The organism is uncultured Tenacibaculum sp. (genome assembly GCF_947499065.1).
Lineage (GTDB): Bacteria > Bacteroidota > Bacteroidia > Flavobacteriales > Flavobacteriaceae > Polaribacter.
The window spans coordinates 60,372-81,983 of the sequence record NZ_CANMMT010000005.1 but is presented as its reverse complement, the minus strand read 5'-3'; the positions used below and the strand labels follow the sequence as shown (position 1 = coordinate 81,983).

The following is a 21,612-nucleotide window of genomic DNA, read 5'->3' as shown; positions in this document are numbered from 1 at the left end:
CGTTTCATGATTTGCAAATAAAGTTTACATAATGAATGTTAAGTTGAATCTTTATTCATAAAAAATGGACAAAAACTAAAAGTGAATGTAAAAATACATTACAACTAAATTAGAATGAAATATGTTAAAGGCTATTAAAAATCTTAATAAAGTGTAAAAACGCATTCTTTTACTTGTTGTAAATCATTACTGAGATGTTATCTTGTCTATAAAATCTTTGGTTTTTTTTATATTATAAAAAACATACCAAATTAATAAAGGGGAAACAAGTAAAAATAAGGTTAGCAAATCAGAGTATATAGTTGGATGCGATGTAGAAATTAAAGAAACACTACATTTGTACTACCTTTTATAAACAAAGAACATGTTTTTACGTTGGATGGTTCGTGATAACAAAACTGGAGTAGATTTTGGAATTTGGAAAACACATTCCCCAGCTCACTTACATTGCCCATTAGATGTACATTCTGGTAATGTTGCCCGTAAACTTGGTATTTTAAAAAGAAAACAAAACGACTGGAAAGCTTTGGTTGAATTGGATACAACCCTACGAAAGTTTGACAAGCATGACCCTGTTAAATACGACTTTGCATTGTTTGGATTAGGTGTTTTTGAGAAGTTTTAATACTTTTAACTTTCATAACTAACTATACTATGAAAAAAATCATCTTTTTATTTGCCTTATCGTTTTCAATAACTGCAATTGCACAAGACAATAGAGTTCCAATTGACTCTACTGTAACTACAACCAATTCTGTTGTAATTAAAGGTAAAAGAATTCAGTATAAAGCTCAAACAGGAACACAACCTGTATACGATAAAAATGGTGTTATAAAAGCAACTCTTTTTTATACTTATTATAAAAGAACAGATGTAAATAATAGCGAAAAAAGACCTCTAATCATGTCTTTTAATGGTGGACCTGGCTCTGCCTCTGTTTGGATGCATATTGCTTATACTGGTCCTAAAATTTTAAAAATTGATGATGAAGGAAATCCTATACAACCTTATGGTATCAAAGACAATCCGTATTCAATATTAGATGTAGCTGATATTGTTTTTGTAAACCCTGTAAATACAGCTTATTCTAGACCTATAGTAAAGGAGAAAAAGAAATTAGATAAAAAATACTTTTTTGGTGTAAATGCAGATGCTAAATACTTAGCTGGTTGGTTAAATACTTTTATAACAAGAAATAACAGATGGAATTCGCCTAAATATATTATTGGAGAAAGTTATGGTGGTACCCGTGTAATGCAATTAGCTTATGAATTACAAAATAGCCAATGGATGTATTTAAACGGTGTAATCATGGTGTCTCCAGCAGATTATCAACTGTTAAGAAACAAAAACTCTGAGGATTACGCTATTAACTTCCCTTATTTTACTGCGGCTGCATGGTATCACAAAATGTTACCTCAAAAATTACAACAGCAAGATTTATTAGATATTTTACCAGAATCTGAAAGTTTTGCAATTAATAAATTACTTCCAGCTTTAGCAAAAGGTGGTTATGTGTCTAAAGAAGAAAAAGAGGCTGTGGCTGAAAAAATGGCGTATTATTCTGGAATTAAAAAGGAAGTAATACTTAAACACAACTTAGAAGTGCCAAACCGTTATTTCTGGAAAGAATTATTAAGAGATACTTCTGGAAAAACAATAGGACGCTTAGATAGTAGATATTTAGGTATTGACAGAAGAGAAACTGGTAGTTCTCCTGATTATAGTCCAGAATTAGTTTCTTGGCTACATTCATTTACACCAGCAATCAACTATTACATTCAAAATGTTTTAAAGTTTAAAACAGATGTAAAATATAATATGTTTGGTTCAGTTCATCCTTGGGACTTTAGTAATAACGATGCTAGAGAAAACCTACGTAAATCTATGGCACAAAATCCATATTTAAACGTATTAGTACAATCTGGTTACTATGATGGTGCTACTACTTATTCTGCTGCTAAATATACCATGGGAAAAATAGATCCAAGTGGTAAATTTAAAAATCGTTTAAGTTTTAAAGGATATAGAAGTGGACATATGATGTACCTTAGAAAAGAAGACTTGGAAAAAGCAAATGACGATTTACGTAATTTTATAAAAAAGAGTTCAGAAAATATTGGTCCAGCAAAATATTAAAAGATAGATATAGTTTTATGAAGAATGATTTAAATGATATGATGTGCTTAGACACTTATTTATCTTCTTTAGATGATGATAAATATAAAGAAACTAGCTCTTTAATTAACCAAAACAAAGCGCAAAACATCAATTTGTTAAGCTGGGGAATTCAAGATTTATTTACAGTTAGCACACTTGCTGACGATCTTAAATACCTACATAAACTAGCCAACAATTTTGATTGGGGAAACAATTTCAATTCTATTTTAAAAGAAAACTCTTATGAATCTTTGGTTATTACCAACAGTGATAAACAGATTATTTGGGTAAATAGTGGCTTTAAAAAGATGACTGGTTATGATAGAGAATTTGCTATAGGAAAGTCACCTGTATTTTTGCAAGGAGAAAAAACTACCGATGTATCTAGAGAAAAGATTCGTAAAAAACTATTAAAAAACAAACCATTTAAAGAGGTTATAATTAATTATAAAAAAGATAAATCAACATATAAATGTGAATTAAAAATTTTCCCTTTATATGCTCAAAACGAAACCACACACTTTTTAGCACTAGAAAAAGAAGTTGTTTAATGCAAACATTTATCCATTACTTTTTACATTTCGGTTTTCCTTTTATTCTAGCTTATGTATTCTTTAAAAAAGAATGGAAAAAAGTAAGTTTAATTCTATTAGCAACTATGCTTGTAGATTTGGATCACTTATTAGCTACACCTATTTTTGCCCCAAATAGATGTAGTATTAACTTTCATCCTTTACATACCTATTATGCAATGATTATATATGTGTTTCTTCTCTTTTTTAAAAAACCTTTTAATATTATCGGAATTGGTTTATTGTTACACATGATAACGGACTATATTGACTGTTTATTTATGTAGTTAGTTAAAAACGAATCAACCAAAAATTTAGACCTTTCATCTATACATAAATACCTTTCATCTAATTTCACATTTCCCCTCTCTAACTTAAAAGTATATTTATAATAGCTTAACTTATTAAATATGCTTCACTTAACTACAACCAACATAGATGAAATAACTTTAGAAATAAAGAATTTAGTAAAAAACAATACTGCATTAATTTCTATTGGTGAACACACAGACATAAATATTGATAATCTTGTAAGCTCATTAAATGAGGCCGATATTAATTTTATTGGTGGAATTTTCCCTATGGTAATCTGGAAAAACGATGTTCAAGACAAAGGAATTATTGTTCATGAATTAAGTAATGTAGTTCAAACATATACAATCAGAAATATTAGTCAAAAAGAATTTAAAATTCCAAAAACTAATTTTAAAGAAAATACCAATTACAGTTTAATCACTTTTGTAGATGGTTTAACTTCAAGTATTTCTAATTACTTAAGCAGGCTTTATCAAGAATACGGAATGAAAACCAATTATTTTGGAGGAGGTGCAGGGAGCTTAACTTTACAACAAAAGCCATGTGTTTTTTCTAAGGAAGGCTTTTTAGAAGATACTGCTGTAGTTGCTATTATAGAAATGAAATCTTCTATTGGTGTAGAACATGGATGGCAAAAGCTAGATGGACCTTACATTGTCACAAAAACTAGTGGTAATTCTATTGAAGGCATCAACTGGGATGCTCCTTATGATTTATATAAGAAAGTAGTTGAAAATGATTCTGGAATGAAATTTAGTGATACCGGGTTTTTCGAATTAGCCATGAGGTATCCATTAGGTGTTATAAAACAAGGAACAGATTATATCATTCGAGACCCTTTATCTACAGATGAAAATGATTCATTGGTATGTGTTGGTGAAGTTGAAGAGAATACAATGATTAATATTATGAAAGGAGATAAAGATTTATTAATTAAAGCGGCTAGAAAAGCTGCTGAAAGTATTGCTAATCAAGCTGAAAAACCAAAGTTTGCAATGATTATTGATTGTATCTCTAGAATTCTATACTTAAAAGATGATTTTAAACATGAATTAGAAAATGTTTCAGAAGCAATTTCAAATCAACATCCTACTATTCCAACTTGTGGAGCTTTAACACTAGGTGAAATATCTTCTTACGGAAATGGATATATCGAATTTTATAATAAAACTATAGTAGTTGGTTTATTTGAATAAATGGAACAGGACAATAAAATATTAGATATTTTAAGACTTTATGAATACTCAATGAGCATAGGAAAATCGTTAGATTACTATGAAAATTGTAATTCTTTTCTAAAACTTCTTCTTACGAGAAGAAATCTAAATGCTTGTTGGATTCTTAACTTGAATGAAAAAAATCAGTTAACAAAAAAATATTCAATTCCACATGGTAACGATATAACCCCAGAACTAAGCCCAAACTTAAAATCATTTTTAAACTCTATAAACAATTATATTATAATTGAATATAGTCAAGATTTTAAGGAATTAGTGCCTATAAAAGTAAATGAAGGTACTATTGTAATTTATAAGCTTTATCAAGGAAATTATTTATTCTTGTATACCAATACTTCTAATATTTATAAAAAAAATTCCGAGCAATTATTACCTGTAATAAGTAAGTTTTCACATACTTTGGAAGCTTGTATGGTTTTTGAAAAAAAACAGAAACTATTAGAACAACTTGAAGAAAAAAACAAAGACCTTAGTAATTATGCACATATCGTTTCTCATGATTTAAGATCACCTTTAAGAAATATTGAAACACTTGTTACTTGGCTAAAAGCAGATCATGTAGAGAACTTAAATAATGAAGCCGTGCAATTCCTTGACTCCATAAGTGATAATATTCACATCATGGAATCCTTAGTTAAAGGAATACTAGAATATTCAACAATTAATAGAAATGATTTCAATTTTTCTAAATTAGACTTAAACCATATTATCAATAAAATTCTTCAATATACCAATGCACCAGAAAACATAGAAATAACAGTTTCTAAAGACTTTCCTTCTATTTTAGGAAATGAACATAGAATACAACAGTTATTTCAAAACCTAATAGGGAATGCTATTAAATATAACGATAAGGAAAAAGGTCTTATCGAAGTTGGTTTTTTTGAAGAAGATGAAAAAACTGTTTATTACGTAAAGGATAATGGAAAAGGCATTGAAAAAGAATACCATTCAAAAATATTCAATGCTTTTCTAAAACTAGAAGACACAAAAGATTCTATTGGTATTGGACTTTCTATAGTTAAAAAGATAATAAGTAACTATGGAGGTAAAATCTGGTTAACTTCTGAACTTGGTAAAGGAACTACTTTCTTCTTTACTTTAGAAAAGTAGTTTTCTATATCTTTTTTAAATCGCAATACCAAAAACTAGTATCGTAGCTTTTTACTTTTTCTTTGGTAGAAGAATGACAGTTTTGAGAATTATCTTTATTTAAAGTATATGATTTTAAAACCTTCTCTCCTATTTCAAACTCTACTGGCTTTTTAAAGATTGGCCCATCAAAACAGAAGGTATGGAACTCTCCATTTTCTCCACAAACATCAATATCATCAGGTAGTTCATTAATAAAGTCTTCATCAATAATTCTTCCCACAAACTCTTCTCCTAATAACTTAGCATTTACACAAACTGTAATAGTTTTAAAACCCAACGCTAAAAATTCTCTTAGTAAATCTTTGGTGTTTTGTTTCCATAATGGATATACACCAATAATTCCTACTTCTTTAAGCTTAGAGTCCCTATAATTTTTTAAATCTTCTAAGAAAATATCTCCGAATACAGCATGATTTAAGCCTAATGATTTCAATTCAGACGTTTTGTCTTTCATTTTCTCATTGTATAAATCCATAGTTACATCGGCAGGAAAGTAAATTTTCTCTAAAGGAATACCAATACTTTCCGCTTGAGCGTCTAACAAATTTTCATGAAGTCCATGCATAGAAACTCGTTCGTAATCTTGATTTACATTTGTTACAAGTTTTTCGATGTCATATTCATCTTGTTGCAATATTTTATACAAGGCATAAGCCGAATCTTTTCCTGAACTCCAATTAAAGTAAGCTTTCTTCATGGCTGTAAAGATGTATAAAATTCTTATCTAAAACAATTTTTTATTCTTTAATGATTAAAGAAAACTTTCCATTTAGAAGCTATAAATAAATCACGTGATTCTTGTAAATAAGTATCCATAATTCTAGGCATACGATTTAAAATCGTTGTTACGGTATCTTGATTTGGTTCAGGATGTTTCATTGCTAGGATATCAATTTCAATTATATGACGAGCCAACCAAACAGGTAACTTGGCTTGCTTTGTTAACTTATACATATATTCATCTCTACTAATATTTTCATAAATAACTTTCCTATTCGTTACATGTGATATTCTGGCAGCCATACTCTGATGTGATATAGCTTCCGGTCCAGAAATAACAATTCGTTTTCTGTCTAAAATATTATTTGAAAGTAGATATTTCACTGCTATTTCTGCTACATCTCTAGCATCTACATAATTTCTTTTTGCATCTCCCATTACATCAAATATTTTTCCAAAATACTTAATTGAAAAAGTATTACGCTCCCAATTTTGCATAAACGAATGTGGTTGTAAAAAACAGTAATCAATATTAGTCTCAAATAATATTTTTTCAATTTTTCGATGCCAATCACTCACTTCTACATATATATTATTTGGTACAATAGGAGCCGATAACTTAACTATTCTTTTAATATTCAACTCCTCTGCTACACTAATTATACTTGCCTCATAGTTTATTTGATTAGGAGAAGTTCCTGTTAACAAAAAGATTGTATCTGAATTAATACATGCTCTTTTAATTTCTTTTTTTGACTTTAAATTTACAGCTATGTATGTAATATTGTTATTCTCTCCATTCAATTTTACAGGTACTTTTCTTGTAGGTTTTCTTAACACTCCTCTTACAAAACAATTACATTTACTCAATTGTCTCAACACTTCAGATCCTACTGTTCCTGTAGAACCAAAAACTACAATAGTTGGTTTACTTAAATACATCTTATGAATGTTTTTTTAATGGAAATTTCCAAACTGTTATAACTGTTCCTATTGTAGATGATAAAAGAATATCAAACTTATAAGAATCCAACTTAAATAAGTTTATAATCAACAAAGACAAACTTGCTATTGTTATGATTATAAAAAAAGTTCTTGTATATCTTTCTTTAAGAATTTTTTGATTTTTTTGAAGCTCCTTCAGAATTAAATACACAAATATTGTTGCTATTAATGATGGTAATGCTATGCTTTTATAACTTGCTTTCATTAATTCCGGGTTCTCTAAAATCCATCCAGAAATCCAAGACATAATTGCAGGAAATAAATACGATGGCATAGCTACAGATAAAAATGATTTCGTAGTAAAATTATTGTATTCTAAATCTTTAGTTTTCATTATTTAAACGGTTTTATTTTTATTCCTGTAGTAAAATAACCTCTCAACTTTGTATCATAGCCATAGATTACTTCTTCATCTATATCTTGAAATTCATATTTCTCATAAACTGAATGAGTTGCTCTAATCATAAAACCAATATTTTTATTTATCCAATAATTATATTCGATACCTGCAGTTACTGTGGTAAAAACAGATTTATCTATAATTGTATTGTTCGGTTGATTTAATAACAAAGGTTTGTTTATGTTCACAGTAAAATCATTTAAATCGCCTAATAATTTTATAGCATGTCTTTTATTAAAATTATATTTTACATAGGTATTAGGTACACCAATTCCAAAGGTTAATTTTTCGTTTATACTTCCCATGAAATTTACTATCGGATTCACCATTGTTTTACCAGACATAGTTAAATACCCTACTCCAAAACTTAGTACATAGTAATTTTTAGTATTCTTACTTATGAATCTCTTTTCTGCAAACAAAATTCCGTTTATCTTAAAATCATTATTCGTTACTTTTTCATTAAAGTTTCCAATAACATGTGGCATAAACAAAGCATTTAAAGACCAATTTCTAGATATTCTGTATTGAGCCAATAAACTATAGTTCACATTGTAGTATTTTTCTTTTTCACTTAGAAGAGGCTGCTGATTATTTTTAAACAATATTGAATGATAATCTACACCGATTGTATTATATAAAGCTATTTTATTAAATGTTATTGGTGGTAGTCCTAACTTGGTACTTATTCTTTGATAATCATATAAAGAATTGTCATGTATTTCAGGCGTATAATAAAAATAAAACAGGTCTCTATCTTTATCTAAAACAAATACATCACCCGTCACCTGTCCAAATATTTTGCAGGCAAAAAACAATACCACAATTACTATTTTCTTACTATTCATTCTATATTGTATTAATTAATTTTAATACAAAGATTGCTCGAAAATGATTGCTGTAAATTACCAAATGATAATTAATACATCTAGCTTATTATATACTAGTTATGCTTTAGTTGTACTTATTTCTTTTCGTATTCTACTAAGTGATTGTGGTGTAATTCCTAAAAATAATGACAAATCTTTTAAAGGAACTCTAAATATTAAATCCGAACGCTTTAGCAAATCTAAATAACGCTCTTTTGCTGTTAAAGTTTGAAAGTTGTGAATTCCATACAAAACACTTGTAAATGCATCTTCCCATACTAATCTCCCAAATTTTTGCCATATCGGAAAACGATCATATAACATTTCCATGTCATTATAAGAAATACTGTATAGTTCTGTATTTTCAATTGCCTTTATATAGGACTTTGAACGTTTTTTACTTTTTATTTTACTAATGTCTGCTATAAGTTCATTTTCAAAAGTAAAATATCTTGTATATTGAACTCCCTCTTCTACATCATAAATAATAAGTCCACCTGAAGCAATAAAGTAATAATCTGTAACCACTTGCTCCTTTTTCATAATAAACTTATCTTTCAATAAAGTTTTCCTTTTGAAAAAAGATAAAATCACTTCTAATTCTTCTTTTTCGAGAGTTACATATTTACTGATATATTTGACCAATTTTTCCATTTCAATTATTCATTAAAAGCTATTATAAATATGCATAAAAAATCCTGCAAAAGCAGGATTCATTTATTAATTTATTATTGTAACTAAAGCTTAAGAAGATTACTTCTTTTTTTGATGCATAGGAACTGGTCTTTCTTGCTTTACTACTGGTGTTCCGTATAAATCAAAATCACCGGCATCATATATTTCTATATCAATAAATTCTCCTAATTTGATATAGTGCTCACGAGCATCAACAATAACGTCGTTATCTACATCTGGTGAATCAAACTCGGTACGTCCATAATAATACTCACCATCTTTTCTATCAAATAAACAACGATAAGTATTTCCTATTTTTTCTTGATTTAATTCCCATGAAATTTGAGATTGTACTTCCATGATTTCATTTACTCTTCGGAATTTAACATCAGCAGGAACATCATCTTCTAAAACAAAAGCTCCAGTATTTTCTTCATGCGAATATTCGAAAGCTCCTAAACGTTCAAAACGCATTTCTTCAACCCAATCTTTCAATTCTTGGAATTGCTCCTCTGTTTCTCCAGGATATCCAACAATTAAAGTTGTTCTAATTGCCATGTTAGGTACATATTCTCTAAATTTATGAATCAAAGCTGTGGTTTTTTCATGCGTAGTACCACGTTTCATTGATTTTAAAATTTCAGTATTAATATGCTGTAATGGAATATCTAAATAGTTGCAAACCTTAGGTTCTTCCTTCATTACATCTAATACATCCATTGGGAATCCAGATGGAAAAGCATAATGTAAACGAATCCATTCAATTCCATCTACTTTTACCAGTGCTCTTAATAAATCGGCTAAAGCTCTTTTTTTATAAATATCCAACCCATAATAAGTTAAATCTTGAGCAATTAACATAATCTCTTTTATTCCTTTCTCCGCCAACTTAGTAGCTTCTGTAACCAAATTTTCTATTGGAGTAGACTTATGCTTTCCCCTCATTAATGGAATTGCACAAAAAGAACAAGGTCTATCACAACCTTCAGCTATTTTTAAGTAAGCATAATGTTTAGGTGTAGTTGTTAAACGTTCGCCTATTAATTCATGCTTATAATCTGCTTCTAAAACTTTTAATAAAGCAGGTAAATCATGAGTACCAAAGTACTGATCTACATTCTTTATTTCATTCTCTAAATCTGGCTTATAACGTTCACTTAAACAACCAGAAACAAACACTTTGTCTATTTCTCCTGCTTCTTTACGCTGTGCATAATGCAAAATAGTATCAATACTTTCTTCTTTAGCCTTACCTATAAACCCACAAGTATTAATTACTACAATATTACCATCATCATTTTCATCTTCATGAACTACGTCTTTACCATTAGCTTTTAATTGTCCCATTAAAACCTCACTATCGTAAACGTTTTTAGAACATCCTAAAGTAACTACGTTAATCTTATTTTGCTTTATTGTTTTAGTACGCATCTTATTTAACTTTTAAGCGACTGCAAAAATACTGTATTAATAATTGCTATTGATAGTTTTTTGGCATTTTCTAACCTTTGTTAATTATTCAAAAGCATAAGTTAATTTTAATAAATTGACCTTCAAATAAGGCATTCTTAAAAAAATACTAGAATTACAGCTAATAAAAAACATAGTCTTCTCATTTTTTTAATTACCAGAAAACAAATACAATCCTTTTAAAAACGAAAAATTCCTTCAACTATAAGAGGATTCTTGTTATTATCTATCTAATTTTCTTATTTAAAGAAACAAGCTACAAGTTTTAACTTAATTTGTTTCTGATTTAATTTTTATCGTTATTGGTTGTTCATTAAAAACTAAAACTTAAAATGAATAAACTAAATCCTTCTATTAAACATCATACTTATGTTGGTGTTTTCATTAGTCTTTGGATTTATTTTTTCACTTTTTATATCAAACCTTTCAACGGCCCTTCATTTACCGATTCTTTATGGTGGGAATTTTTAAGCATTGGTTTTAGTTTAATTACCTTTATATCTTACTTTATCTCAATTCTTTTCCAAGACTCTATTTATAATCAGTTTTATAAATGGAATATTTTTTTAGAAACATTGATTATTGTACTCTTCCTTTTTCTAAACCTTCTATTTACATATTTGTATTATAAGAGTCCATTTTTAAATGGAATTTTAACATTTTCAGAGTTTTCTAATGCTACTTTTAAATCTGCTATTATTTTCACTCCTATTCTCTTATTTGCTAGGAGATTTACACTTAAACTTCTTCCTAAAGAGATAAAGAAAACAGAAGAAAAAGTTTTAACTATAAAAGGAGAATATAAATTAGACATTTTAAAAATTTTAAAATCTGACTTAGTCTGTATTTCTAAATCTCAAAATTACATTGAGATTTTTTTTCTTGAGAATGGGGTTTTAAAATCAAAACTCATAAGATCTTCATTAAAAAAAATTAAAAAGGATTTGTTTTTCTTAATACAAGTACATCGTTCTCATTTAATAAATCCACAACATTTTAAGTCTTGGAAGAATCAAAATGTTATACTTCTTACTCAAATAGAAATTCCCGTTTCAAAAAGTTATAAAAAAAATATTTTGCCTCTATAATTTCACACCTAAAACAGTGCTTTTTGCACCTAACCAATTATATAACAGCTATAGAATATTGTTTAAGTATACTTTTATTTAATCATAAATAAATACTTAAAAACAATCATTTATATGAAAACAAGCTTACAATTATTAATACTCTTTTGTTTTACTTCTATTTTTCCTCAGAGTAATTCTTCTCTTTCAACCAAAACAATGAATGATATTACCAATTTCATTAAGGACAAACAAGAATATTATAATAGCCCAAATATTGCTGTTGCTATAACCGATAACAATAAGACAATATATTTAAAGCATTTTGGTAATACTCAAAAAGTGAATAAATATTTGATTGGTTCAAACACAAAATCTTTTACTGCATTAATCACACTTATACTTCAAGAAAAAGGCTTGTTAAATATAGATGACCCTGTAAATAAATATTTAAAATGGTTTAAGTATAAAAATAATAATGTTTCTAATAAGATTACTATTAAAAACCTACTTCAACACACTTCAGGAATAGATACAGAAATGGGAAAAACGTTTCTAGAAAGTGATTATGATTTTGATTACATCAAGTATTATTCTAAAACATTAAAGAAAATTGACATCAATGATTTACCTGAACAACCTTATATATACTCTAATGTAAATTATAGATTATTAGGTTTTATAATTGAAAATGTTACTAATAAAAAATTTAACGAATGTTTACGTTATTACATTACCAATCCTATGAAGCTTAGTGAGACATCTGCTGATATAAGCACAGATTTAATAAACAGTTATCAATATTTTTTATATCAACCTATATTAAAATTCAACAAAAGCTTTCATTATCAAGAAGCTCCTTCTGGTTTAATTTCTAGTACTGCTAATGATATGGCTATTTATTTAAGAAACTTAATGAATAGTTATAATAATAATTCAAACACAATTTTGAATAGTAATACAGTAAAACAATTATTTACTCCAAATCAAAATAATAAATCTGGATATGGATATGGTTGGCGTATTGTTAATGATATATTCTATCATAGTGGCACAAATAAAAGTTTCGAATCTAGCATGTATATATTACCATCAATAAACAAAGCTATAATTGTATTAATAAATTCAAACCAAGCACCAGATTCTGAAATTATAGATGGAATTGCAGGTATCTTATTAAACCAAAAAATAAACAAAACCTCTTCTTTTCCTTACTACAGAAATTTGCCTCTTATTGCTTTTATAATTTTGATAACCTTTTTCTTTCAACTAATAAAATGGAAAAAATTGAATTTCCCTTTAAGTTTATCTAAAAAATTAATTCCTAATTTATTATTGCTGATAGGCATCTCTTTAACAATTGCTTTTTTATTTATTTTCCCTCAATTAAATGGAGCTAGTTTAAAAGTCGCTATTCAATTTGATCCTGCAAGTGGCTACAGTATCATTTTAATAGTTTTATTTACAATATTAACTTTAATACTAACTTACTTTAATAAAAATACTAAAGCTATTAAGATATAACTCTTAATAAAAAAACTCCTTTCATAGTTGAAAGGAGTTTTTTTATTATCTATCTAGTTTTCTTATTTAAAGAAACTATCTACAAATTCGTATTTATTAAAGACTTGTAAATCGTCAATTCCTTCACCTACTCCAATATATTTTACTGGAATTTTAAATTGATCAGAAATACCTATTACAACTCCACCTTTTGCTGTACCATCTAATTTAGTTACTGCTAATGAAGTTACCTCTGTTGCCTTAGTAAATTGCTTCGCTTGTTCAAATGCATTTTGTCCTGTAGAACCATCTAATACTAGTAATACATCATGAGGTGCATCTGGAATAACTTTTTGCATTACACGTTTAATTTTAGTTAACTCATTCATTAAGTTAATCTTATTATGTAAACGTCCAGCTGTATCAATAATAATTACATCAGCATCCTGATTTACTCCCGACTTTACAGTATCAAATGCTACTGAAGCTGGATCTGACCCCATTTCTTGACGAATTATTGGTACATCAGTTCTATCTGCCCAAACTTGTAATTGATCAATTGCTGCTGCTCTAAAAGTATCTGCTGCTCCTAAAACTACTTTTAAACCTTGCTTTTTAAATTGTGAAGCTAACTTACCTATCGTAGTTGTTTTTCCTACACCGTTAACTCCTACCACCATTAAAACATAAGGTTTTTTATTGGCTGGTATTGTAAAATCAGTTTCGTCTCCAGTATTTGTTTCAGATAACAAACCTGCAATTTCTTCACGTAAAATTTGGTTCAGTTCATCAGTCCCCAAATATTTATCACGAGAAACACGAGCTTCAATTCTATCAATAATTTTTAAAGTAGTTTCAACACCTACATCAGACGATACTAATACTTCTTCTAAATCATCTAAAACATCATCATCAACTTTGGCTTTACCTGCTACTGCTTTTGATAACTTAGAGAAAAAACTTGTTTTAGTTTTTTCTAATCCTTTATCTAAGGTTTCTTTTTTCTCTTTCGAGAAGATTTTTTTAAAAAAACTCATCGTTAAATTTTATAATCGCTTATATAGGTTAAAAACTATACCAAACTTATTATATGGTCAAATTGTCATTATTTTGTTTTTCTCTTCCATTTCTTTTGAAAGAGCAAAGCTCAAAAATACAGTTTTTTAACACATAAAAAAAGCTACCTTCTATCAGAAAGTAGCTTTAGTTTAAACTGTATATACAAGTCTTAGTTTTTCGCGATGAAATCGTTTACTTGTGAAGGATCCATAATAGCTTCAACGAAAGTATAAGCTCCTGTTTTTGGAGATTTTACCATTTTGATAGCCTTAGTTAATCTTTTTGCTCCTGTTTGTAACGATGCTACTGATTTCTTTGCCATGTTCCTATAGGTTATAAAGTTTTATAAAAAACTTTTAATTATTTAATTTCTTTATGAACTGTCATCTTCTTTAAGATTGGATTAAATTTCTTTAATTCCATTCTATCAGGAGTGTTCTTTTTGTTCTTTGTAGTGATATAACGTGAAGTTCCTGGTTTTCCAGTCGCTTTGTGCTCAGTACATTCTAATATTACCTGTACTCTGTTTCCTTTTTTTGCCATCTCTGTAAAATTTTATCTAAGTAAGGAATTATTTAGTTAAGAAACCTTTTTCTCTAGCTTCTTTAATCACAGCAGAGATTCCTTTTTTATTAATATTTTTTAATGCAGAAGCAGATACTTTTAAGGTAACCCATTTATCTTCTTCTGGGATATAGAAACGCTTAGTCATTAAATTAGCGTTAAACTTTCTTTTAGTTCTATTTAAGGCGTGAGAAACGTTGTTCCCTACCATTGCTTTCTTTCCTGTTAATTCACAAACTCTAGACATCTTCTTGACAGTTTTATAGTGTTATTTCTAAACGAGGTGCAAATATACGAACTTTTAAGAGAAATAAACAAAATATTACTAGTAATTTTTTAAAATATTTTCGGTTAATAATTCTAAAGCTTTTGTTACCGTTCTATTTATTACTTTCTCTCTTGGCTGACCAAAATTAAACTCCTGAACCTCAATGCCATTTTTCGATGCAATGGCTATATACACCAAGCCAACACTTTTATCGTTATGATCTGTGGTTGGTCCTGCATTACCTGTTACTGCAATAGCATAATCGGTTTTTAGTCTTTCAAAACATCCTTTTGCCATCTCCAAAGCAACTTCTTTACTCACTACAGTATTATCTTCAATCGTTTGTTCAGATACACCTAATAATTCTTGTTTCAATTCTGCCGTGTAAGTAATAAAGCTTCCCATATAGTAGGCAGACGAACCTGGAATAGCAACTAATGTTGAAGCTATTTTTCCTCCTGTCAAACTTTCAGCTGTACTTAAAGTTTGGTTTCTCTCTTTTAATAAATTCCCTACTCGTTGTTCTATAGAAGCTTCATCATCATACCCTACTATAATATCTGATATTAATAAACTCAGACTATCTATTTTTTCTGCTACCTCTTTTTCTAAAGCTTCCTTATTATTTCCTTTTGCTGAAATTCGTAATCGAACTTTTCCAAACGAAGGCAAGTAAGCTAATTTTATATTCTCTGGTAAATTATTTTCCCACTCCTCTATTCTTCCAGCAATGACACTTTCACCTGTACCCACTGTCATTACAGTTTTGTGAAGTATAAATGGAAGTTTAAATTTTTGTTGTATTCTAGGTAGTACTTCGTAGGTAATTAATCCTTTCATTTCATAAGGCACACCTGGTAAGGAAACAAAAACGGTTTCATTTTCATAAAACCACATTCCTGGAGCTGTTCCAAAACGATTGGTTAGCAATTCTGCCTTAGAAGGCAATTGTGCTTGATACTTTTGTGCTTCATTAAAAGGGTGGTTTACTTTTTTAAAGAGCTCTTTGATGTTTTCTATTACCTCAGGGTATTCAACAACATCATAATCATTAAAGTACTCAGCTATTGTTTTTTTTGTAATATCATCTTTTGTTGGACCTAACCCTCCTGTTATTATAACAATATCGGCTCTACTTTCTGCTTCTTCTAAAGCATTTAATATATGGTTTCTTTCATCTTGAATTGACGAAATTTGATATACCGATACTCCTATTTTATTTAATTCTTGACCTATCCACTGCGAATTCGTATCAACTATTTGTCCGATTAAGATTTCATCTCCAATCGTTATTATTTCTGCATTCATTTAATCTTCTTAAAAAAGAATCCCGCTTATACAGCGGGATAATAACTTATTTTACTTTTATTTGAAAAGCTTGTTTACCTTCTATTGTTCCAGTTAACACATCATTTTCATCTACTTTTCCAACTCCTGCTGGTGTTCCCGTAAAAATAACATCTCCTTTTTTTAAGGTAAAATATTGAGAAACATAACTAATTAACTCATCTACTTTCCATAACATACTAGAGGTATTTCCATCTTGAACTACTTCTTCATTTTTTTTCAGTTGAAACGATAAATTATCTAAATCAAACTCTTCTTTAGGAAAAAATTCTCCTATTACAGCACTACCATCAAAAGACTTTGCTTTTTCCCATGGTAATCCTTTTTCTTTACACATTGCTTGTACATCTCTGGCTGTAAAATCAATTCCCAGTCCAATAGTATCATAATACTTATGTGCAAATTTTGCAGAAATATGTTTTCCTACTTTATTTATCTTAACCAATACCTCAACTTCATAATGTATATCATTAGAAAAGGGAGGTCTAAAAAAAGGCATCTTCTTTGGAAGAATTGCAGAGTCTGGTTTTAAAAAAATCACAGGACTCTCTGGCTTTTCATTTGCCAATTCTTCTATATGTTTTGCGTAATTACGCCCAATACAAATTATCTTCATTCTTATTAATAAAACTTTAGTTTTTGAAATAAAAGATTAAGTATATCATTAAAATTATAGCTAATAAACCTATTCTTCCATTCCAATCTTGTTTTAAAACTTCATTGTATGAATATTTTCTTTTCAGAAATAACCATCTTATAAAAGCTCCTAATTTAGAAATGCTTGAAAAAAGAATTTCTTCTAAAAAACCGCTAAAGAAATCTTCCATTCAATAATTTAAATTATTATGGAATCCAAGTTTTAGGGAAGTTTGGCTTACGTTTTTCTAAGAAAGCATCACGTCCTTCTTTTGCTTCATCTGTCATATACGCTAAACGTGTAACTTCTCCTGCAAATACTTGTTGTCCTACCATACCATCATCAGTTAAGTTCATGGCAAACTTTAACATTTTAATTGATGTTGGCGATTTCTCTAAAATCTCTTGTGCCCAATCAAAAGCTGTTTGTTCTAATTCATCATGAGGAACTACTGCATTTACCATTCCCATTTCATAAGCTTCTTGTGCTGAATAATTTCTTCCTAAGAAAAATATTTCTCTTGCTTTCTTCTGTCCTACCATTTTAGCTAAATATGCCGAACCATATCCAGCATCAAACGAAGTAACATCGGCATCAGTTTGTTTAAAAATTGCATGCTCTTTACTTGCTAAAGTTAAATCGCAAGTAACATGTAAACTATGTCCTCCTCCTACTGCCCAACCAGGTACTACACAGATAACTGCTTTTGGCATAAAACGAATTAATCGTTGTACTTCTAATATATTTAATCGGTGATAACCATCTTCTCCTACATATCCTTGATGTCCACGAGCATTTTGATCTCCTCCTGAACAAAAACTCCATACTCCATCTTTTGTAGATGGTCCTTCCGCAGATAATAACACAACACCAATATTTGTATCTTCATGAGCATCTTTAAATGCATCTAACAATTCTGAAGTAGTATGCGGGCGAAATGCATTACGTACATTAGGTCTGTTAAACGCTATTCTAGCTACGTTATGCGATTTCTTATAAGTAATATCTTCATACTCTTTGGCAACTTTCCATTGAGGTTGTATCATAATTCAATAATATTTTCGTTATTAACAAAGCAAAAATAACATAATAACTTTATTTTTCTTTTCTATATTTGAACGATATAATATATTCCCTTATGAAACAACTATTTTTCTTATTTACCGTATTATTCAGTTTACAGCTTTTTTCTCAAAAAGTAATTACTGAAAAGATTAATTCTAAAGAATTTAATAAAGATAGAATTGTAAAAATTTACATTCCTAAAGATTATGACAAAGAGGAAGCCATGAGTTATCCTGTGGCAATTGTTTTAGGTGATGGTTATCTTTTCGACTTATATGTGGGTAATGCTAAACTATATGCTAATGTAGATAAGGCTCCTAAACAAATTGTAGTTGGAATAGGTATGAAAAACTCTTACAATAAAGATGTTTCTATTATTCCTTCAAACAATGCTTTAACAAGTCACTCTACTAAGTTTTTCAACTTTATACAAAAAGAGTTAATCCCTCATATGGAAGGTAATTATAGAACTTCTCCTTTTATGACCATTGTTGGTCAAGGTATTGGAGGTAACTTTATTACTCATTTCTTAAAAGCACAAGAACCTATTTTTAATTCTTATATATGTATTACTCCTAATTTTTCTGAATTAGCAGCAAATACTATTGCTTCTTATTCTTTAGGAAGATTAGCTTCTGTAGATAATTCATATTTTTTCTACGCAAGTAACAATAAAAAGTATATTAGAAAAGAAGTAGACGATAGATACAATCAGATAGCTACTTACCTATCTTCTTTTGAAGCTAAAAACCTTCATTTTACTTTTAATGAATTCAAAGACGCACCAAATCATTTATCTGTTATTAGTGAAACTATTCCAAGAGCATTTGATAAAATGTTTTCTATATATTCTAAAATTACGAAAGACGAATTTGATAATAACATTAAAGATTTAGGACCTTTAGAGGCTATCAAATATGTAGAACAAAAATATTTAGACATTGAATATCTATATGGCACTAACTTAAATGTTCGTTTAGATGATATTTTTGCTATTGAAGGAATTGTTATAGACAAATTAGACGGTGATTACCTTAGAGTATTAGGTGATTTTGTAATGATCAAATATCCAAACTCTCATATTGGTGATTTCTACGTAGGTAAATATTATGAGCTTGGTAAAGACTACGAAAAAGCAGATTTTTATTATAAAGCTGCTTACGGTAAAATGGATCCTTCTGACCCAAATGCAAATGCTTTTTACGAAAACATTAAACGTGTAAACGATTTAAAAGATAGTCAACCAAAAGAAGCACCGCTTGAAGATCTTCCAGAAGAAGATCAAGAAAATGAAGACAAACAAGAAGAGGATAAACAATAATCTCTTCTCAACTCAAAATAAAAAAGCACGTCAATTAGACGTGCTTTCTTTTTATATGTTAATTGGTTTATTTCTTCACCAACTCTATTCTGTCTTCTTTTAAAACTATCTTTTTACTTTTATATAAATTCCCTACCGCTCTTTTAAACGCTTTCTTACTCATTTGTAATCGGAATTTTATTGATTCTGGTGAGCTTTTATCGGTTAACATTAAATAACCTTTCTCTTCTAATTTCTGAAGAACTACTTCTGCATCCGAATCAATTACATTTCTAAAACCTTGAGGTCTTAGAGAAACATCTATTTTTTCGTCTTCTCTAATCTTTTTAATATAACCTACTGTTTTCATTCCTTCTTCTAAGTCTTTAAAAACTTCGTTATTATATAACAAGCCTTCATATTCTTCATCGATTAAAACAGTATATCCTAATGCAGTTTGCTGACCAATTACTAAGTCTACTTTATCACCTTCTTGTAATTCCATTTTATAAGTTTTTAAAATAGTTCTTTAAAACTACATCATTAATTTCTTTAGGAGTAAAAACCTCCATTATTTTTGGTTGATTTGATACTGCATAAAAAGCAGGCAAGTTATTATGTAACTCCTCCAAATCCTTTATTGAAACATATTCAAAATTAAACATCTTTGCTAAATGCTCTGCTGTCAAATTGTGAGGAGTTTCAAAATATTCAGTTGCATTGGTGGTCAATGGTCCTGGTATAAATCGGAATATTCCACCACCTGCATTATTTAAAATAATAATTCTAAAATCATTTGGTATACAAGTATTCCATAAGGCATTACTATCATAAAAAAAACTCAAATCTCCTGTTATAAAAGTAGTTTGATTCTTATGGGCATAAGCAGCTCCAATAGCAGTACTTGTACTTCCATCAATACCACTCGTTCCTCTATTACAAAATACTTGTAAAGTCGGATTTAAATTAAACAACTGCGAATATCTAATAGTAGAACTATTACTTATTTGAAGTTGCGAGTTATCTGGTATCGCTTTTAAAACAGCCTCAAAAACTTTTAAGTCTGAATATTCAGTATTCGCTAAATACTCTTTATGCTTTATTGAACGATCTTGATTTTTAGTCAACCATTTATTTTGATAAGATACCTCTTCATTTCGAGATAAGCCTTTTTCAGTTGCTAATAATTTTCTTAAAAAAGAAACTGGTTTTTCTTTTATGTGTTCTGACAAACAATGATAAGTATTCATTGCTCTCAATTCATCAATATGCCAATGCGCTGCAGGTTGATGCTTCCTTAAAAGCTGCTTGATTTTTTTAGAAATAACCATTCCACCTAAAGTTACTAAGACTTCAGGCTGCAAATCTAAAAACGCAGTAGCATCTAAAGGAAAAATAAGTTTATCTATAGAATTGATAAACTTCGGATTGTATAAGTTTGAAGTTGTTTCTGTTAAAACTACAACAGTTTCATCTTCAATCAACTCATCTAAAACATTCTGTAAATCTGTATCTGGAAAATTACTACCTACTAAAATCATTTTTTTAGCAGTAGTTTCCCAGGTCGTTATTAATTGTTGATAATCACTTTTTAACTCTGTAACTGTATTTAAAGTGTTATCAGGAAAATCAAAGGACTTTAATATTTCAACCGTTTCATATAAAGGCTCATCAAATGGCACATTAATATGTACAGGGCCTTTTTTAGAAACAGCAGTTTCTAAAGCATTAATTAATAACGTTGTATTATTTTCTAGCTGATGCTCTTCGTCAATCAAGTTTGCAGAATATAAAATATGATTGTCAAAAACATTTTCTTGACGAATGGTTTGACCATCTCCTATATCAATTAAATGTTTAGGTCTATCAGCAGAAATTACAACTAAAGGAATGTTACTGTAAAACGCTTCAGCAATGGCTGGATAATAATTTAGCAATGCCGAACCTGATGAACAAACAATTACAACAGGCTTTTGTTTTTGCTGGGCGATTCCCATAGCAAAAAAAGCAGCACACCGCTCATCAACAACACTTAATGCTTCTATGTTAGGGTGATTTGAAAACCCAATAGTTAACGGAGCATTTCTTGATCCTGGCGATATAACAACTGTATCAATTTCAAATTGATTACAAGCTGTAACTACTAATTGTGCGAGTTCTTTTTTTGGGAACATTCTTTTAGTTTAAAAATGTCATTCTAAAGCAAAAACTTTAAAATGACAT

At 29.0% G+C, this 21,612-nt stretch carries 24 protein-coding genes and 1 pseudogene; 9 read left to right on the top strand and 16 right to left on the bottom strand.

Annotation, left to right across the window (positions count from 1 at the left end):
- Positions 1-361: 361 nt before the first annotated feature.
- From Q0958_RS11840 to Q0958_RS11815, 6 genes and pseudogenes are all read left to right on the top strand, one after another.
- Positions 362-625: pseudogene (locus Q0958_RS11840) on the top strand (DUF2400 family protein); the annotation flags it as partial.
- Positions 626-654: 29 nt separating this feature from the next.
- A complete protein-coding gene (locus tag Q0958_RS11835) occupies positions 655-2,139 on the top strand; it encodes a carboxypeptidase (protein WP_299123325.1) in 1,485 nt (494 codons plus the stop codon).
- Between the two features lie 17 nt (positions 2,140-2,156).
- On the top strand, positions 2,157-2,711 hold the full coding sequence (locus Q0958_RS11830; protein WP_299123324.1) for a PAS domain-containing protein: 555 nt from the start codon (positions 2,157-2,159) through the stop codon (positions 2,709-2,711).
- Entirely contained in the window at positions 2,711-3,019 is a 309-nt protein-coding gene (locus tag Q0958_RS11825; protein ID WP_299123322.1) for a DUF6122 family protein, read from the top strand. Before Q0958_RS11830 ends, Q0958_RS11825 begins: the two co-directional genes overlap by 1 nt.
- 123 nt (positions 3,020-3,142) lie before the next feature.
- Complete coding sequence (locus Q0958_RS11820; RefSeq protein ID WP_299123320.1) at positions 3,143-4,243, top strand: FIST C-terminal domain-containing protein; 1,101 nt, start codon at positions 3,143-3,145, stop codon at positions 4,241-4,243.
- Positions 4,244-5,398 (top strand): ATP-binding protein, encoded by a 1,155-nt coding sequence (locus Q0958_RS11815; protein ID WP_299123319.1) that lies wholly within the window; start codon positions 4,244-4,246, stop codon positions 5,396-5,398. It begins immediately after the preceding gene.
- A 4-nt stretch (positions 5,399-5,402) separates the two neighbouring features.
- Here Q0958_RS11815 and Q0958_RS11810 read toward each other — a convergent pair whose 3' ends face one another.
- The 6 genes from Q0958_RS11810 to rimO form a co-directional block, all read right to left on the bottom strand.
- Positions 5,403-6,137, bottom strand: coding sequence for a diphthine--ammonia ligase (locus Q0958_RS11810; protein WP_299123318.1), 735 nt, complete (start codon positions 6,135-6,137; stop codon positions 5,403-5,405).
- A gap of 47 nt (positions 6,138-6,184) precedes the next feature.
- Complete coding sequence (locus Q0958_RS11805) at positions 6,185-7,102, bottom strand: NmrA family NAD(P)-binding protein (RefSeq protein ID WP_299123317.1); 918 nt, start codon at positions 7,100-7,102, stop codon at positions 6,185-6,187.
- 1 nt (position 7,103) lies between these two features.
- Positions 7,104-7,499, bottom strand: coding sequence for a hypothetical protein (locus Q0958_RS11800; RefSeq protein ID WP_299123316.1), 396 nt, complete (start codon positions 7,497-7,499; stop codon positions 7,104-7,106).
- Positions 7,499-8,413: a DUF6268 family outer membrane beta-barrel protein gene (locus Q0958_RS11795; protein ID WP_299123315.1), complete on the bottom strand. Its 915-nt coding sequence runs from the start codon at positions 8,411-8,413 to the stop codon at positions 7,499-7,501. Before Q0958_RS11795 ends, Q0958_RS11800 begins: the two co-directional genes overlap by 1 nt.
- 99 nt (positions 8,414-8,512) lie before the next feature.
- Complete coding sequence (locus Q0958_RS11790; protein WP_299123314.1) at positions 8,513-9,088, bottom strand: hypothetical protein; 576 nt, start codon at positions 9,086-9,088, stop codon at positions 8,513-8,515.
- Between the two features lie 99 nt (positions 9,089-9,187).
- Complete coding sequence (gene rimO / locus Q0958_RS11785) at positions 9,188-10,540, bottom strand: 30S ribosomal protein S12 methylthiotransferase RimO (protein ID WP_299123313.1); 1,353 nt, start codon at positions 10,538-10,540, stop codon at positions 9,188-9,190.
- 371 nt (positions 10,541-10,911) lie between these two features.
- Here rimO and Q0958_RS11780 point away from each other — a divergent pair, with 371 nt between their 5' ends.
- Together Q0958_RS11780 and Q0958_RS11775 are read left to right on the top strand one after the other, a co-directional pair.
- Positions 10,912-11,667, top strand: coding sequence for a LytTR family DNA-binding domain-containing protein (locus Q0958_RS11780; protein ID WP_299123311.1), 756 nt, complete (start codon positions 10,912-10,914; stop codon positions 11,665-11,667).
- Between the two features lie 114 nt (positions 11,668-11,781).
- Positions 11,782-13,170, top strand: coding sequence for a serine hydrolase domain-containing protein (locus Q0958_RS11775; protein ID WP_299123309.1), 1,389 nt, complete (start codon positions 11,782-11,784; stop codon positions 13,168-13,170).
- Positions 13,171-13,232: 62 nt separating this feature from the next.
- Here the strand turns inward: Q0958_RS11775 and ftsY are convergent, their stop codons facing one another.
- The 8 genes from ftsY to Q0958_RS11735 form a co-directional block, all read right to left on the bottom strand.
- The gene (ftsY, locus tag Q0958_RS11770) at positions 13,233-14,186 is read right to left on the bottom strand and encodes a signal recognition particle-docking protein FtsY (RefSeq protein ID WP_299123307.1); all 954 of its coding nucleotides are present in this window, start codon (positions 14,184-14,186) and stop codon (positions 13,233-13,235) included.
- Between the two features lie 191 nt (positions 14,187-14,377).
- Positions 14,378-14,530: a DUF4295 domain-containing protein gene (locus Q0958_RS11765; RefSeq protein ID WP_150901225.1), complete on the bottom strand. Its 153-nt coding sequence runs from the start codon at positions 14,528-14,530 to the stop codon at positions 14,378-14,380.
- A gap of 38 nt (positions 14,531-14,568) precedes the next feature.
- Entirely contained in the window at positions 14,569-14,751 is a 183-nt protein-coding gene (gene rpmG, locus Q0958_RS11760; RefSeq protein ID WP_029034962.1) for a 50S ribosomal protein L33, read from the bottom strand.
- Positions 14,752-14,779: 28 nt separating this feature from the next.
- Positions 14,780-15,019 (bottom strand): 50S ribosomal protein L28, encoded by a 240-nt coding sequence (rpmB, locus tag Q0958_RS11755; protein WP_020082122.1) that lies wholly within the window; start codon positions 15,017-15,019, stop codon positions 14,780-14,782.
- A gap of 78 nt (positions 15,020-15,097) precedes the next feature.
- The gene (locus Q0958_RS11750) at positions 15,098-16,348 is read right to left on the bottom strand and encodes a competence/damage-inducible protein A (protein ID WP_299123305.1); all 1,251 of its coding nucleotides are present in this window, start codon (positions 16,346-16,348) and stop codon (positions 15,098-15,100) included.
- Between the two features lie 46 nt (positions 16,349-16,394).
- Positions 16,395-17,003 carry a fumarylacetoacetate hydrolase family protein gene (locus tag Q0958_RS11745; protein ID WP_299123304.1) on the bottom strand — a complete coding sequence of 203 codons (609 nt, stop codon included), beginning with the start codon at positions 17,001-17,003 and terminating at the stop codon, positions 16,395-16,397.
- A gap of 16 nt (positions 17,004-17,019) precedes the next feature.
- Positions 17,020-17,214, bottom strand: coding sequence for a hypothetical protein (locus tag Q0958_RS11740; RefSeq protein ID WP_299123302.1), 195 nt, complete (start codon positions 17,212-17,214; stop codon positions 17,020-17,022).
- Between the two features lie 16 nt (positions 17,215-17,230).
- Positions 17,231-18,070 carry a 1,4-dihydroxy-2-naphthoyl-CoA synthase gene (locus Q0958_RS11735; protein WP_299123300.1) on the bottom strand — a complete coding sequence of 280 codons (840 nt, stop codon included), beginning with the start codon at positions 18,068-18,070 and terminating at the stop codon, positions 17,231-17,233.
- Between the two features lie 92 nt (positions 18,071-18,162).
- On the opposite strand from Q0958_RS11735, the gene Q0958_RS11730 reads away from it, so the two are divergent.
- The gene (locus tag Q0958_RS11730) at positions 18,163-19,410 is read left to right on the top strand and encodes an alpha/beta hydrolase-fold protein (protein ID WP_299123297.1); all 1,248 of its coding nucleotides are present in this window, start codon (positions 18,163-18,165) and stop codon (positions 19,408-19,410) included.
- 67 nt (positions 19,411-19,477) lie between these two features.
- On the opposite strand, the gene Q0958_RS11725 is transcribed toward Q0958_RS11730, so the two are convergent.
- Positions 19,478-19,894, bottom strand: a complete 417-nt coding sequence (locus Q0958_RS11725; protein WP_299123294.1) for a DNA-binding protein — start codon at positions 19,892-19,894, stop codon at positions 19,478-19,480.
- Position 19,895: 1 nt separating this feature from the next.
- Positions 19,896-21,563 (bottom strand): 2-succinyl-5-enolpyruvyl-6-hydroxy-3-cyclohexene-1-carboxylic-acid synthase, encoded by a 1,668-nt coding sequence (gene menD / locus Q0958_RS11720; RefSeq protein WP_299123291.1) that lies wholly within the window; start codon positions 21,561-21,563, stop codon positions 19,896-19,898.
- Between the last annotated feature and the right edge of the window lie 49 nt (positions 21,564-21,612).

What these genes read in the sequence shown, in the direction of transcription:
- Q0958_RS11820 (WP_299123320.1), top strand. Translation starts at nt 3,143, where the DNA reads ATGCTTCACTTAACTACAACCAACATAGATGAAATAACTTTAGAAATA.
- rpmG (WP_029034962.1), bottom strand. Translation starts at nt 14,751, where the DNA reads ATGGCAAAAAAAGGAAACAGAGTACAGGTAATATTAGAATGTACTGAG.
- Q0958_RS11780 (WP_299123311.1), top strand. Translation starts at nt 10,912, where the DNA reads ATGAATAAACTAAATCCTTCTATTAAACATCATACTTATGTTGGTGTT.
- Q0958_RS11745 (WP_299123304.1), bottom strand. Translation starts at nt 17,003, where the DNA reads ATGAAGATAATTTGTATTGGGCGTAATTACGCAAAACATATAGAAGAA.
- Q0958_RS11725 (WP_299123294.1), bottom strand. Translation starts at nt 19,894, where the DNA reads ATGGAATTACAAGAAGGTGATAAAGTAGACTTAGTAATTGGTCAGCAA.
- Q0958_RS11735 (WP_299123300.1), bottom strand. Translation starts at nt 18,070, where the DNA reads ATGATACAACCTCAATGGAAAGTTGCCAAAGAGTATGAAGATATTACT.
- Q0958_RS11830 (WP_299123324.1), top strand. Translation starts at nt 2,157, where the DNA reads ATGAAGAATGATTTAAATGATATGATGTGCTTAGACACTTATTTATCT.
- Q0958_RS11740 (WP_299123302.1), bottom strand. Translation starts at nt 17,214, where the DNA reads ATGGAAGATTTCTTTAGCGGTTTTTTAGAAGAAATTCTTTTTTCAAGC.
- rimO (WP_299123313.1), bottom strand. Translation starts at nt 10,540, where the DNA reads ATGCGTACTAAAACAATAAAGCAAAATAAGATTAACGTAGTTACTTTA.
- ftsY (WP_299123307.1), bottom strand. Translation starts at nt 14,186, where the DNA reads ATGAGTTTTTTTAAAAAAATCTTCTCGAAAGAGAAAAAAGAAACCTTA.
- Q0958_RS11800 (WP_299123316.1), bottom strand. Translation starts at nt 7,499, where the DNA reads ATGAAAACTAAAGATTTAGAATACAATAATTTTACTACGAAATCATTT.
- Q0958_RS11810 (WP_299123318.1), bottom strand. Translation starts at nt 6,137, where the DNA reads ATGAAGAAAGCTTACTTTAATTGGAGTTCAGGAAAAGATTCGGCTTAT.
- Q0958_RS11750 (WP_299123305.1), bottom strand. Translation starts at nt 16,348, where the DNA reads ATGAATGCAGAAATAATAACGATTGGAGATGAAATCTTAATCGGACAA.
- Q0958_RS11795 (WP_299123315.1), bottom strand. Translation starts at nt 8,413, where the DNA reads ATGAATAGTAAGAAAATAGTAATTGTGGTATTGTTTTTTGCCTGCAAA.
- Q0958_RS11790 (WP_299123314.1), bottom strand. Translation starts at nt 9,088, where the DNA reads ATGGAAAAATTGGTCAAATATATCAGTAAATATGTAACTCTCGAAAAA.
- Q0958_RS11815 (WP_299123319.1), top strand. Translation starts at nt 4,244, where the DNA reads ATGGAACAGGACAATAAAATATTAGATATTTTAAGACTTTATGAATAC.
- Q0958_RS11730 (WP_299123297.1), top strand. Translation starts at nt 18,163, where the DNA reads ATGAAACAACTATTTTTCTTATTTACCGTATTATTCAGTTTACAGCTT.
- rpmB (WP_020082122.1), bottom strand. Translation starts at nt 15,019, where the DNA reads ATGTCTAGAGTTTGTGAATTAACAGGAAAGAAAGCAATGGTAGGGAAC.
- Q0958_RS11825 (WP_299123322.1), top strand. Translation starts at nt 2,711, where the DNA reads ATGCAAACATTTATCCATTACTTTTTACATTTCGGTTTTCCTTTTATT.
- Q0958_RS11805 (WP_299123317.1), bottom strand. Translation starts at nt 7,102, where the DNA reads ATGTATTTAAGTAAACCAACTATTGTAGTTTTTGGTTCTACAGGAACA.
- Q0958_RS11835 (WP_299123325.1), top strand. Translation starts at nt 655, where the DNA reads ATGAAAAAAATCATCTTTTTATTTGCCTTATCGTTTTCAATAACTGCA.
- Q0958_RS11775 (WP_299123309.1), top strand. Translation starts at nt 11,782, where the DNA reads ATGAAAACAAGCTTACAATTATTAATACTCTTTTGTTTTACTTCTATT.
- menD (WP_299123291.1), bottom strand. Translation starts at nt 21,563, where the DNA reads ATGTTCCCAAAAAAAGAACTCGCACAATTAGTAGTTACAGCTTGTAAT.
- Q0958_RS11765 (WP_150901225.1), bottom strand. Translation starts at nt 14,530, where the DNA reads ATGGCAAAGAAATCAGTAGCATCGTTACAAACAGGAGCAAAAAGATTA.